General features: G+C 33.2%; 12 protein-coding genes. 2 read left to right on the plus strand and 10 right to left on the minus strand.

Annotated elements, in window-relative coordinates; all coding sequences use genetic code 11:
* Positions 1-177: 177 nt before the first annotated feature.
* A complete protein-coding gene (locus ACFX5D_RS06345) occupies positions 178-1,368 on the minus strand; it encodes an aspartate aminotransferase family protein (RefSeq protein WP_379857390.1) in 1,191 nt (396 codons plus the stop codon).
* A 131-nt stretch (positions 1,369-1,499) separates the two neighbouring features.
* Complete coding sequence (locus ACFX5D_RS06350; RefSeq protein WP_379857391.1) at positions 1,500-3,122, minus strand: OstA-like protein; 1,623 nt, start codon at positions 3,120-3,122, stop codon at positions 1,500-1,502.
* Positions 3,123-3,409: 287 nt separating this feature from the next.
* Here ACFX5D_RS06350 and ACFX5D_RS06355 point away from each other — a divergent pair, with 287 nt between their 5' ends.
* Entirely contained in the window at positions 3,410-5,281 is a 1,872-nt protein-coding gene (locus ACFX5D_RS06355) for an alpha-amylase family glycosyl hydrolase (RefSeq protein WP_379857392.1), read from the plus strand.
* 98 nt (positions 5,282-5,379) lie between these two features.
* On the opposite strand, the gene ACFX5D_RS06360 is transcribed toward ACFX5D_RS06355, so the two are convergent.
* From ACFX5D_RS06360 to rsfS, 7 genes are all read right to left on the minus strand, one after another.
* Positions 5,380-6,147, minus strand: a complete 768-nt coding sequence (locus ACFX5D_RS06360; RefSeq protein ID WP_379857393.1) for a superoxide dismutase — start codon at positions 6,145-6,147, stop codon at positions 5,380-5,382.
* A gap of 7 nt (positions 6,148-6,154) precedes the next feature.
* Entirely contained in the window at positions 6,155-6,424 is a 270-nt protein-coding gene (locus ACFX5D_RS06365) for an acyl-CoA-binding protein (RefSeq protein ID WP_379857394.1), read from the minus strand.
* Positions 6,424-7,077, minus strand: coding sequence for a phosphatidylserine decarboxylase family protein (locus ACFX5D_RS06370; RefSeq protein ID WP_379857395.1), 654 nt, complete (start codon positions 7,075-7,077; stop codon positions 6,424-6,426). The genes ACFX5D_RS06365 and ACFX5D_RS06370 overlap by 1 nt, the downstream gene beginning before the upstream one ends.
* Positions 7,067-7,957, minus strand: a complete 891-nt coding sequence (locus tag ACFX5D_RS06375; protein WP_379857396.1) for a phosphatidate cytidylyltransferase — start codon at positions 7,955-7,957, stop codon at positions 7,067-7,069. The genes ACFX5D_RS06370 and ACFX5D_RS06375 overlap by 11 nt, the downstream gene beginning before the upstream one ends.
* 1 nt (position 7,958) lies before the next feature.
* Positions 7,959-8,561 (minus strand): lactate utilization protein B/C, encoded by a 603-nt coding sequence (locus tag ACFX5D_RS06380; RefSeq protein ID WP_379857397.1) that lies wholly within the window; start codon positions 8,559-8,561, stop codon positions 7,959-7,961.
* A 114-nt stretch (positions 8,562-8,675) separates the two neighbouring features.
* The gene (gene ftsH / locus ACFX5D_RS06385; protein ID WP_379857398.1) at positions 8,676-10,601 is read right to left on the minus strand and encodes an ATP-dependent zinc metalloprotease FtsH; all 1,926 of its coding nucleotides are present in this window, start codon (positions 10,599-10,601) and stop codon (positions 8,676-8,678) included.
* A 14-nt stretch (positions 10,602-10,615) separates the two neighbouring features.
* Positions 10,616-10,987 carry a ribosome silencing factor gene (gene rsfS / locus ACFX5D_RS06390; protein WP_073207166.1) on the minus strand — a complete coding sequence of 124 codons (372 nt, stop codon included), beginning with the start codon at positions 10,985-10,987 and terminating at the stop codon, positions 10,616-10,618.
* A gap of 95 nt (positions 10,988-11,082) precedes the next feature.
* On the opposite strand from rsfS, the gene ACFX5D_RS06395 reads away from it, so the two are divergent.
* Complete coding sequence (locus tag ACFX5D_RS06395; RefSeq protein WP_379857399.1) at positions 11,083-11,811, plus strand: biotin--[acetyl-CoA-carboxylase] ligase; 729 nt, start codon at positions 11,083-11,085, stop codon at positions 11,809-11,811.
* A 66-nt stretch (positions 11,812-11,877) separates the two neighbouring features.
* On the opposite strand, the gene ACFX5D_RS06400 is transcribed toward ACFX5D_RS06395, so the two are convergent.
* The gene (locus ACFX5D_RS06400) at positions 11,878-12,270 is read right to left on the minus strand and encodes an SRPBCC family protein (protein WP_379857400.1); all 393 of its coding nucleotides are present in this window, start codon (positions 12,268-12,270) and stop codon (positions 11,878-11,880) included.
* Positions 12,271-12,284 lie beyond the last annotated feature (14 nt).

A 12,284-nucleotide genomic window follows, 5' to 3' on the forward strand; every position in this document is an offset into this window, starting at 1 on the left:
AGAATTGTTGTGAACAATTTAATTAACAAAATTAGCTGTGGTTTAAACTGATGCGATAGCCCTGATTACTTCACAATACTCTTATTTTTATTAGCGTTCAGTGAATTTCATTTGCAAAGGATAGCAGCACACGAGCGAAGCGAACTGACGAAGAAATAGCGCTCAATTGAGATATTTTTAAATATTTTTGTTCAAAATTTCATTCATTACTTCAAGGATAATGTCGCAACCTTCTCTTATTTCTTCTTCAGAAATGGTAAGAGGAGGTGTTATTCTTATGGCACATTCTTCAAATAATAACCAAAACAAAATGAGTCCTTTATCTTGACATTTGAGAATCACTTCATTTGTTACATCGGCACTTTTTGTCATTGCGGCCAGCATTAATCCTTTTCCTCTTATATCTACTATCAAAGGATGTACCAAAAGTGATCGGAATAGGTTTTCTTTTTCCAGCGCTTCAGTCATCAGATTGGTCTCAGTAATTTCCTGCAAAGTTGCCAAACAAGCTGACGCAATGACAGGATGACCACCAAAAGTCGTGATGTGTCCCAGTTTTGGGTCATGACTTAATAAATCCATCATTGCTGATGAAGCAGTGAAAGCACCAACTGGCATACCACCGCCCATTCCTTTTCCCATTACCACAATATCGGGTACGACATCATAATTTTGGAATCCGAAGAGTTTTCCTGTTCTCCCGAAACCCGGTTGGATTTCATCCAAAATCATCATCGCGCCCACTTCAGTGCAGCGTTGGCGCACTTTTTTAAGGAAATCATTATGTGGCTGAATAAACCCAGCACCGCCTTGAATAGTTTCCAAAATAATTCCTGCAGTTTTAGTCGTTATTTTTTGTAAATCTTCTTCATTATTAAAGGTAATAAAATCCACATCAGGAATCAACGGACGAAAAATTCTTTTGCGTTCCTCAAATCCCATTACACTCATGGAACCCATGGTGTTCCCGTGATACGCATTGTGACAAGAAATCAACTGGCTTCTTCCTGTAGTTCTTCTGGCAAGTTTTAAGGCGCCTTCAATGGCTTCGGTTCCTGAATTAACCAAATAGGTTTTTTTTAAAGGTGCGGGCAGGAGTGAGGCCAATAATTTGCAATATTGGACTGCCGGACTTTGGGAATATTCTCCATAAACCATTACATGGGAGTATTTGTCTAGCTGATCTTTAATCGCTTGATTGACTCTTGGGTGTTGATGTCCCAGCGCACAAGCGGAAACTCCAGCAACAAAATCCAAATATTTTTTATTATTGGTGTCGTAAATATAGGAGCCTAAAGCATGGGAAACTTCCATTCCCAATGGGTAAGGAGAGGTTTGCGCTTGGTATTTTAAGAAATTGGTATTCACGTTTTATGTTTTTAACCGTAAAGTTCGCAAAATTTTTTTGCAAAATTTTCGAAGTTTTTTAAAGGTGTTTTTTTAATTTGCAATGTGTTATCTGTAACTGGAGACTGAAAAATGCGACTGAACACTGCAAACTATTTTTTACCTTTCTTTTTGTCGTAATTCAATGTTTCTTTTCTAATTTTCATAGGAACATCTTTCTTAGCTTCATCAGCTTTAGTTGCTTTAGCTATTTTATCATTATCTTCATTTTCCTCAGATGGAAATATATCATCTTTTGATTTAATCCTTTCATCACCACGCCAAACTAATCCTCTTAACTTTCGGGCATTTTCAGGTAGGTCTTTTTCGGGATAAATGTCACCATCCACTTGTTTGAAAAAAGTAATGCTCTCAATGGCATTTTTTTCTAAAATAAGATTGATTTTGCTACTCACATTTTTATTGATACCTATGAGTTCTTTGGCATCATTGCGCATATAATAAATGACCTCTGTATTTTTTACAATGTCAACATCATGGAGTTTTCCTTCTTCAAATTTTCCATAAAGATTTTGCCCTTTTACTTGATTGTAACCCGTTCCTAATGTGTCTTTGGAGACCAAAAAGGTGTTATTAAGTACTTTGAGGGAATCAAGTTTTTGGGTGGTATTATTTCCAATAAGATGCATAACATCCCCTGTAATTTGGCTTTCTCCATTCCAAAGTATTGGGTTTCCTATCATTTTTGTCAGGGCAGTTTTTGAACTCGAATGTATCGAATCACACTTTCCGCTCATATTCGTTTTGTAAAAACGTACATTATTAAAAGCACGAATGATTCGATTGCCTTCTTTACCCGTTACCATCATTTTTTTTCCGTGAATATAAACGGAGTCATTTTCGACAAAGTTTACAGCCACGGCTCTTTTGGTTACAAAAACAGAATCCTTTTTTTTATATAATTCGGCATAATGCCCTTTGATGATTCCCCGATTAATGGAATCGGTTATTTTTACATTCCGCGTTGCCGATGCAAATTCCCTGTTTCGGTCATAATACAGACTATCTCCTTTAATCACCCTATCGTCATATTTGATATAGGATTTTTTTACAAAATGAGCCAGATTTTTTTTAGTGTCATAAAATCCTTTTTCAGTGTAAATATAATTGGCTTTACTGGTGATGGTGGAAGGTCCAAAGAGGTAAGAGTGACCAGAATTGCTGTAATAATCCAAATGATTGGATTTTATCACATACGTTGGATTGGTAATCGTAACGGCAGTAAGAAATTGAAACTTTTTTTGAGAAACATAATATCTACCTGATTTACTATTTAATGTGTTCTCCTTATTGGTAATTGTACCTTGCGTATTATAATATACTTCTTGAGTATTCCTGTTGAAGTTGATAGTGTCAGTAGCCAACGTCGCATCAGGAGAACTCATAACCGCGTTTCCTGTTGCAAATGCCTGTTTAACATTACCATTGTATTCCGCATATCTGCTGTTTAAAAATAGGGTGTCACCTTGTACGATTTGTACATTTCCAAATGCTTTTATGTAATTTTCTTTTTGAAAGTAATATGCTTTATTACAAGTCAACACCACACCATCATGATTAACACGAACATTTCCGGTCAACAAAAAAGCATCTGGAATTTCTACTTGATTTACATCTGCAAAATCTGAATGTTCAACAATAATTTTTTTTGCGGCTTGAGCCAAAATCAAATTTGTACTAATCAGTATTAAACAACAAAATAGGAATTTCTTCAATGGATTTATTTTTTGTCAAATTTATGAAAAAGGTTACAATCCTAATCGATATTAGGATTTATTTATAATACTTGAAAAACGCACCAAAAACAAGACAACCGTGCTTTTAAAGTTATCAACAAATAGCGCTACTCTTTCGTTGTAGTTGTTGTTTTAAAAAGAGTATTTATTTTAATTGATAGCGATTTTAAGTTCGTTCTATAAATTATATTAAATTTAAAAATTCAATAGCCCATTAGGTTCATTAATCTAAAAAAACGAATTGAAACGAGCATAAATAATTTTATATGATAAAAAAGACAATTATAGTTGCAGGGATTAGCGTGGTGCTATTGGCAACTGCTTGCAAAACAAAGGATTTAAAAATGAATGCAGAAAAGAAAGAGACAGTAGATAACAAGAAAATTGTAGTATATCAAGTTTTCACCCGATTATTCGGAAATAAAAATACCACCAATAAACCTTGGGGAACCATTGAAGAAAATGGAGTTGGGAAGTTTAATGATTTCACCGATAGAGCGCTACATGAAATAAAGGATTTAGGTGTATCTTATATTTGGTATACCGGAGTTCCACATCATGCTTTGATTCGGGATTATACAGCAATAGGAATTTCGAATGATGATCCAGAAGTAGTAAAAGGAAGAGCTGGTTCTCCTTATGCAGTAAAAGATTACTATAATGTAAACCCTGATTTAGCAGTGAATCCGGAAAATCGTTTACAGGAATTTGAAGGATTAATTGCAAGAACCCATAAAGCAGGATTAAAACTGATTATTGATATTGTTCCCAATCATATTGCACGCAAATACGAAGGGAAGAATAATCCAGTTGGGGTTAACGATTTTGGTGCTGATGATGATGTTTCTGTTGAATATAAAAGAGACAATAATTTCTATTATATTCCAAATACTCGGTTTGAAATTCCAAATACTGCAAAACCTTTAAATGGCGAAAAGAATCTTTTAGTGGACGGAAAATTTCAGGAATACCCGGCTAAATGGACAGGAAATGGTTCTCGAATGGCAAAACCAGATACGAATGATTGGTACGAAACCGTAAAAGTAAATTATGGAATTCGACCAGATGGTTCTAAAGATTTCCCAACTCTTCCTGCTGGTTTTGATACCAAATCTTATCTAGAACATTACAATTTTTGGAAAGATAAAGACGTTCCGGATTCTTGGAAAAAATTCCGTTCTATTGCTTTATATTGGACAGCAAAAGGAGTAGACGGTTTTAGATATGATATGGCGGAAATGGTTCCATATGAATTTTGGAGTTATATGAATTCTGCTGTAAAAATGGCTAACCCACATGCTTTTTTATTGGCTGAAGTTTACAATCCTCAAGAATATAGAAATTACATTCATCTGGGGAAAATGGATTATCTGTATGATAAAGTCGAAACGTATGATAAATTAAAAGATATCATTCAAGGAAGAGCATTACCCGATGGATTATCAGACATTCAAAAGGGAATGGCAGATATTGAACATCATATGTTACATTTTCTCGACAATCATGATGAGCAGCGTTTAGCTAGTGCTGAATTTGCAGGAACACCCCAAAAAGGAAAGCCATTGATGGTCGTTTCGACTGCGATAAGTACTTCGCCAACTATGGTTTATTTTGGACAGGAAGTAGGAGAAGCAGGAAACGAAAATGCGGGTTTCGGTACACATTCCAGAACTTCAATTTTTGATTATATTGGAGTTCCAAATCATCAACGTTGGATGAATGGAGGAAAATTTGACGGAGGCCAACTCACACAAGACGAAAAAGAATTGCGGGATTTTTATAAACGATTGCTTAATTTTTCAACTAATAGTTCAGCATTAATGGCAAAATTTGAAGAAATTCAAACCTTAAATCGTAATAATACAAAAGGTTATGATCCTGGAATTTATTCATTCATACGTTGGTCTGATACTCAAAAATTGATTGTGGTCGCAAATTTTTCTTGGCTTTCTACTAGCAATTTTGAACTAAACATTCCTTCCGATCTTATTAAGAAGTGGAATTTGAAAGATGGTAATTATACATTAACGGATCAATTGTATCATAAAAGTTCGATTCAATTGCAAGTTATTAACGGTGAAGGAAAAGCGGGAATTACAATCGCTCCATCAGAATCATTTATTTATCAATTGAAATAACTCAATTATAATAAGATCTTTAAAGCTTAATTTCTATAAAAAATAAATGCTGCTACATATTTCGTAGCAGCATTTATTTTATCTTAAAAGTGAAACGACTATTTCTTTATAGCAGCATCATAATTTTCGGAAACTTTGTTCCAATTGATTACATTGAAAAAAGCATCAATATAATTTTTTCTTTTGTATTGGTAGTCAATATAATACGCGTGCTCCCAAATGTCTATAGCCAAAATAGGCTTTCCTGATATTAATGCATTCAACATTAAAGGATTGTCTTGATTTTGCGTACTCGTAATTTGTAATTCACCTGATTTATCAACTACTAACCATACCCAACCAGAACCAAATAATTTTTCGGATTCATTTTTGAATAATGCCGTGAAATCTTCAAATGATCCAAAATTTTTGGTAATCGCATCTGCTAAAAGATCATTAGGCTGCCCCCCGGCTTTAGGAGCCATGCATCCCCAATATAGCGTGTGGTTGTAAAAACCTCCTGCATTATTTCTTAGATTAGCGTCATTCAAGTCTAATTTAGCTAATACTTCTTCAATTGTTAGGTTTTCTAATGGTGTTCCTGCTAACGCCCTATTTAAATTATTGGTATATGTTAAGTAATGTTTAGAATAATGCATTTCTAAGGTCTCAACCGAAATATTAGGGACTAATGCATCGTATGAATAAGGTAATTTTTCCAACTGGAAGGAACCTTCGTTAGCTTTGACATCCTCAGGGAGTCCCATCGCTAGTTTTTCTTGAACTGTAGGAAGCGGAACGTCTACAACTTCAACTAATTTTTTATTATTGCAGGATAGTAATAATAGTAACAGTAAGTTAGATATAAAAAAAATATTTTTTTTCATTTGGAATTTACTTTTTCAAAAGAGAGTTGATAATTTCTATATACTGTTCCTTGGCTTCATCAGAACTAAGATGGCTAATCTGCATCCATGCATTTGTTTTGAAAGCATCTCTCAAATGATAGTTCGACGCTTGTTTTAAATCCAAAATTCCCAAAGTTGCCTGTTTATAAAAAGCATAAAGTCTCAGCTGGACATCTTGAGGTAAAGATGCCTGGGTCATGTCAGAGGCAATTTCAAAGGCTTCTTGAAATCGGGTATCTAAATCTTTTTCAATCATTATCCTTTTGTAGCAATAATTGTTTTTCCGCCAATGGCTTTTTGATTAAGTACTACATTGACAGGAGTTCCAAGAGGTAAAAATATATCTACTCTTGAACCAAATTTAATAAAACCAGCATCCGTTCCCTGGATAACTTGCATTCCTTCTTCGGCATAATTTACAATTCTTCGGGCTAAAGCTCCTGCAATTTGTCTGTATAGAATTTTACCGAATGTCTCATTTTCAATAACAACTGTAGTTCTTTCGTTTTCTTCACTAGCTTTTGGATGCCATGCCACTAAGAATTTTCCAGGATGGTATTTACTGAATTTTACAATTCCGCTGAGGGCATACCGAGTCACATGTACATTTATTGGTGACATGAAAATAGATATTTGAAGACGTTTGTCTTTGAAATATTCTCCCTCAAAAACTTCTTCAATAACAACTACTTTACCATCAACAGGTGCAAGAATTTGATTTTCATTAAGGATAACAGTCCTTTTTGGATTTCTAAAAAATTGCAAAATGATAATTAACACTAAGAATGCACTTATTTGAAGTAACATTTTAATCCAGTTGGTGTCAATAAATTTATCAGACAATAAAAGTACAGCAGTACTGAAAATAATGCCTAGCAATATAGACGGGGTTCCTTCTTTATGAAACATAGTTTAAGATTTGGTAAAATAAAAATATAATTGGTGCTACAAATATAACACTATCTAATCGATCTAGAATGCCTCCATGACCAGGCATTATACTGCCGCTATCTTTTACGCCAGCAATACGTTTGAATTTGGATTCTATTAAGTCTCCTATTGTACCTACAATCCCAACAATTACAGCAATTGAGGTCCAAATTAATATAGATCTTTCGCTAAACTCCGGATTGGCTCTGATATAGTATTTTGAGATAAGGTAACCTGCTAAAATTGCAAAAATAATTCCCCCTATAAATCCTTCAACTGTTTTTTTAGGGGATATTTTTTCTAATAATTTAGTTCGACCTATAGATTTTCCAACAATATAAGCAAAGGTATCGTTCGTCCATATTAAAATGAACAATCCAATTATAATTTTAGGATTATAATCATTTATTCCAAAAGAAATTTTAGTAATGAAAACAAATGGTAGGATAATATACCCTAACAAATACAAGTATTTTGATGAAGTGCTTATTTTTTGAATGTTATCATAAAATAAGAAAAGGATACATTTTATGGATACAACCAATGCTATAACTAATAGAACGATGTCTAACTGTTGTATGTTAATCGAAATTTCTAAATCAGTATTGAATAGTTGATTGATAGTATCTGCAGTGATTTTATTGTAATGACTTACTAAAGTTACTGCGCTGTATAAAACTGTTCCGAGCAGAATTGGAAATACTTTGTTTATCTGAACTAAATTACAAAATTCATAAACAGTTATAAGTAGGAAAGCTCCAAATAATATGAAAAAGCTTTCAGTAGAATATAATATCGAAACTATTAATAATATTATGTAAATAGCACCAGATATCGCTCTCTTGAGGGTTTCATTCATCTTATTGGTCCTCTAAAAGCAATAAATAAAGATTTTTAGCTGAACTTCCGTATTGTGTAAAATCTTCCTCTTTTGCTTTTTCGAAATATTTTATTGTAGTAATATTGGTAGGGTAGTCTCTCTCGTATTTCTTTTTTATAGCACTAAGACCATCGCTTTTTGTGGCAAGAATCTGACTTGTAGTAGCTAAAATTATAATGTTTGAAGGTAATTCATTTGGTTTGTGTTGTTTTATTTGTTTGGAAGAAAATAGAATAGAACCCTCTTCAGCAATTAAATTTTCACAATTTGCAAATAGAAATTTTGGATCGGCTACTTTACCGTAAGTAAGTTTGTTATCATCAAGAATCTTGAAAAGAGTGGGGTCGTAACACATTACCGCGCTTTCAAACCAGTCATTTTCTTCAAGTATATTTTCAAAATGTTCGTTTACCTCTTCTGAATTTTCACAGTATAAAAATTTACCGCCATTTTTTTTAAAATTGTAGATGAATTTTTCATCTATAGAGGTAGCATTGTCAGTAAAGGATTTACTAAATTCACTCTCTTTATGTTCATCAGAGGCTGGATTAATAGAACCAAAAAATTTTCTAAAAAGACTCATATACTTTTAAACTACTTAATTTATTATTTGAAAACGTCCAAAGATAAAAAAATCTTAATTCAAAAGAGGTTTTTGAATTAAGATTTTAAAAATAATTAAATTATAGGTGTTTTTCTAAGAGACTACTTCTTCTAGATTTTTATCAAAAGTTCTTTTTCCAAAAATTGCTTCTAAATCATCTTTGAAAATAACTTCTTTTTCAATAAGTATATTTGCAAGCTGATTAAGCTTGTCTTTATTTTCTTCTAAGATTTCAATAGCTCTTTTGTATTGGCTTTCAATAAGTAATGAAATTTCTTCATCAATAATTCTTGCCGTTTCTTCAGAATATGGTTTAGAGAAAGTGTATTCACTTTGTCCGGTTGAATCGTAATAAGTAACATTACCAATTTTCTCATTCAAACCATAAATGGTCACCATCGCACGTGCTTGTTTGGTTACTTTCTCTAAATCGCTTAATGCTCCAGTTGAAATTCTGTTGAAAGTTACTTTTTCAGCAGCTCTTCCGCCCATTGTTGCACACATTTCGTCAAGCATTTGATCAGGACGAACAATTAATCGTTCTTCTGGTAAGTACCATGCCGCTCCAAGACTTTGTCCTCTCGGAACAATAGTTACTTTAATTAAAGGCGCAGCGTGCTCTAGCATCCAGCTTACGGTTGCGTGACCAGCTTCGTGAATCGCAATTGCTTTCTTTTCTTCTGGGGTTACAATTTTATTTTTCTTTTCAAGACCACCAACAATTCTGTCGACAGCATCTAAAAAATCTTGTTTATCAACAGCTGTTTTGTTATTTCTCGCGGCAATCAAAGCAGCTTCATTACATACATTTGCAATATCTGCACCTGAAAAACCGGGAGTTTGTTTTGCTAAAAAGTCGGTGTCAAGTCCTTCAATTTTTTTCAAAGGAGCTAAGTGTACTTTGAAAATCTCTGCACGTTCACGAATATCCGGTAAATCAACGAAAATTTGTCTGTCAAAACGACCTGCACGCATTAAAGCTTTGTCAAGAACATCTGCTCTATTTGTAGCGGCCAAAACAATAACATTAGAATTAGTACCAAAACCATCCATTTCTGTTAGCAATTGGTTTAATGTATTTTCACGCTCGTCATTTCCGCCTGACATATTACTTTTTCCACGAGCTCTACCTACTGCATCAATTTCATCAATAAAAATGATAGCAGGAGATTTTTCTTTTGCTTGTTTAAATAAGTCACGTACACGGGATGCTCCTACACCTACAAACATTTCAACAAAATCAGAACCAGATAAAGAGAAAAATGGTACTTGTGCTTCACCTGCAACTGCTTTAGCCAATAGTGTTTTTCCGGTTCCAGGAGGCCCTACTAATAAAGCACCTTTTGGAATTTTTCCTCCAAGGTTTGTGTATTTTTCAGGATTTTTAAGGAATTCTACAATTTCTTGTATCTCTTCTTTTGCTCCTTCAAGTCCGGCAACATCTTTAAATGTTGTTTTAATATCTGTTTTTTCGTCAAAAAGTTTAGCTTTCGATTTGCCAATATTAAAAATCTGTCCGCCACCGCCCCCGCCGCCGCCTGACATCTTTCTCATAATAAAAATCCAAACACCAATGATGATAATAATTGGCAATAAACTGATGAGTATGTCAGTCCAGTTATTTTTTGGCAAGAAATTAAAATCTTTTAATTTTCCTTCCGCAACTGCTTTCTCCAGTTTGGTTTGAAATATTTGATCATTGCCAATATCAAAAGAGTAATGTGGACCTTTATTGGGTCTGTCAAAAACATCTTTTGCTACTTTTTTATGAACAGCATCTTTCAAAGCTGTTGCGTTAAGATACACCTCGGCTTCTGTTTTATTGTAAACGATAACTTTTTCAATTTGTCCTTTTTCTAAATAGTTATTAAATTTAGATGAAGTTAATTGTGCGGGTTCTTGTAAGCTGGACCCCCCAGTTATAAAACTTATAAACAAAAAAATTAATAATATTGCAGTGTAAATTAACCAAGGACTTACTTTGAATTTATTCGAATTTGGATTATTATCTTTAGCCATTATAAGTTATTTCTTTAGTATTTGTTTTGGATTGTAGTGATTTTTGCATCACCCCAAAGGCTCTCAATATTATAATATTCACGGATGTGTTTTTGGAAAACGTGTACCACTATGTTAACGTAATCCATAAGTACCCACTCAGCGTTATCCGTTCCCTCAACATGCCAGGGCTTGTCTTTCAATTCTTTTGATACTGTTTTTTGAATAGAGTTAACGATCGCGTTAACTTGTGTGTTTGAATTACCATTGCAGATGATAAAATAGTCACAAACTGCCGTGTCTATTTCTCTTAAATCAAGAATATCGATATCATTTCCTTTTACCTCTTCAATCCCCTTAATGATGTTTGCCAACAGGTCATCATTATTTATAGTCTTTTTCGCCATGAATTATTTTTAAATAAGTTTGTAAAGTTACCATTTTTTGTGATTATTTTTGAACCTTAACATAATATTAAATTCTGTTTCACAAAATACGTTATATGAAACTAATCAAACTCGATGCCATAGATTCAACAAATGAGTTTCTCAAAGGATTATCGAACAAACGAGAATTCGAAAACTTTACGGTTGTCACTGCAGAGAATCAAACAAAAGGGAAAGGGCAAATGGGAGCCGTTTGGGCTTCTGAGGCTGGTAAAAACTTAATATTGAGTGTTTTGGTAAAGGACTTTTTATTAGATATTTGTCAGATTTACAATCTCAATATTATTGTCTCTCTAGCGGTAATTGAGGCTCTTGAATGCTATAAGATTCCGGATCTTAGTATTAAATGGCCAAACGACATAATGTCATACAATAAAAAAATAGGTGGCATTTTGATTGAAAACAGTATCAAAAGTGACGGAAGTATTGTCTCTATTGTTGGTTTAGGTTTAAATGTAAATCAAACTAATTTTGAAAAGTTGCCAAAAGCCTCTTCACTTGCGGTTATTTGTGACAGAAAATTTAATAAGGAAGAGTTGCTATTTACGATTATTGCTAAAATAGAATATAATGTAAAATCATGGGAACAACATTCTGAAATGCTATGGTCAGATTACACCAGTAAGTTATTTAAAAAAGGAATTCCGATGGCTTTTAATTATGGGAATAATCAAAAATTTATGGGAATTATTCAAGGCATTTCTTCAATTGGTAAACTCAAAATTCTTTTGGAAGATGATAGTATTTCTGAATTTGATATAAAAGAAATTCAAATGTTGTATTAAAAAAAATGTTTAAGATTGAATTTCGATTTCAATCTTAAACATTTTCAATATCAGGTTTTGTATTGACTACAATTTTACCATATTAGTGGCTAAAGTTTCTATAAATTTTCCAATTGGGCCTTTGATCATCAAGGCCATCATAGGATTGAAATCCCCTTCAAAATCAAGTTTCACATCGCTTGAATTGTCAGTAATTGCATTGATAGTAGCAACTAGTGTGAATGGAAGTTTATCGCTTGCAGCTCCCAAAACAATTTTGTTTGGCGCTACTTTTTCTTTCATTTTTAATTTTATTTCCGGCATACCTTTCAATCCAAAAATGAAAGCATCGTCACCAATAACTTCGAATTTTGCAATATTTTCAGGCATCAATTTTTCGAAATTTTGGACATTACTCAATAAATCAAATAATTCTTGTGCTGATTTTTCGATAGTAACTTTTGGACTTTCTAAGTTCATATTTTTGTTAGCTT

Source organism: Flavobacterium fructosi, from assembly GCF_042787335.1.
Taxonomy (GTDB): domain Bacteria; phylum Bacteroidota; class Bacteroidia; order Flavobacteriales; family Flavobacteriaceae; genus Flavobacterium; species Flavobacterium fructosi.

Bases quoted from the DNA above. Each gene is read 5' to 3' on its own strand.
- ACFX5D_RS06355 (WP_379857392.1), top strand. From the start codon at position 3,410: ATGATAAAAAAGACAATTATAGTTGCAGGGATTAGCGTGGTGCTATTG.
- ACFX5D_RS06375 (WP_379857396.1), bottom strand. From the start codon at position 7,957: ATGAATGAAACCCTCAAGAGAGCGATATCTGGTGCTATTTACATAATA.
- ACFX5D_RS06370 (WP_379857395.1), bottom strand. From the start codon at position 7,077: ATGTTTCATAAAGAAGGAACCCCGTCTATATTGCTAGGCATTATTTTC.
- ACFX5D_RS06365 (WP_379857394.1), bottom strand. From the start codon at position 6,424: ATGATTGAAAAAGATTTAGATACCCGATTTCAAGAAGCCTTTGAAATT.
- ACFX5D_RS06400 (WP_379857400.1), bottom strand. From the start codon at position 12,270: ATGAACTTAGAAAGTCCAAAAGTTACTATCGAAAAATCAGCACAAGAA.
- ftsH (WP_379857398.1), bottom strand. From the start codon at position 10,601: ATGGCTAAAGATAATAATCCAAATTCGAATAAATTCAAAGTAAGTCCT.
- rsfS (WP_073207166.1), bottom strand. From the start codon at position 10,987: ATGGCGAAAAAGACTATAAATAATGATGACCTGTTGGCAAACATCATT.
- ACFX5D_RS06395 (WP_379857399.1), top strand. From the start codon at position 11,083: ATGAAACTAATCAAACTCGATGCCATAGATTCAACAAATGAGTTTCTC.
- ACFX5D_RS06380 (WP_379857397.1), bottom strand. From the start codon at position 8,561: ATGAGTCTTTTTAGAAAATTTTTTGGTTCTATTAATCCAGCCTCTGAT.
- ACFX5D_RS06360 (WP_379857393.1), bottom strand. From the start codon at position 6,147: ATGAAAAAAAATATTTTTTTTATATCTAACTTACTGTTACTATTATTA.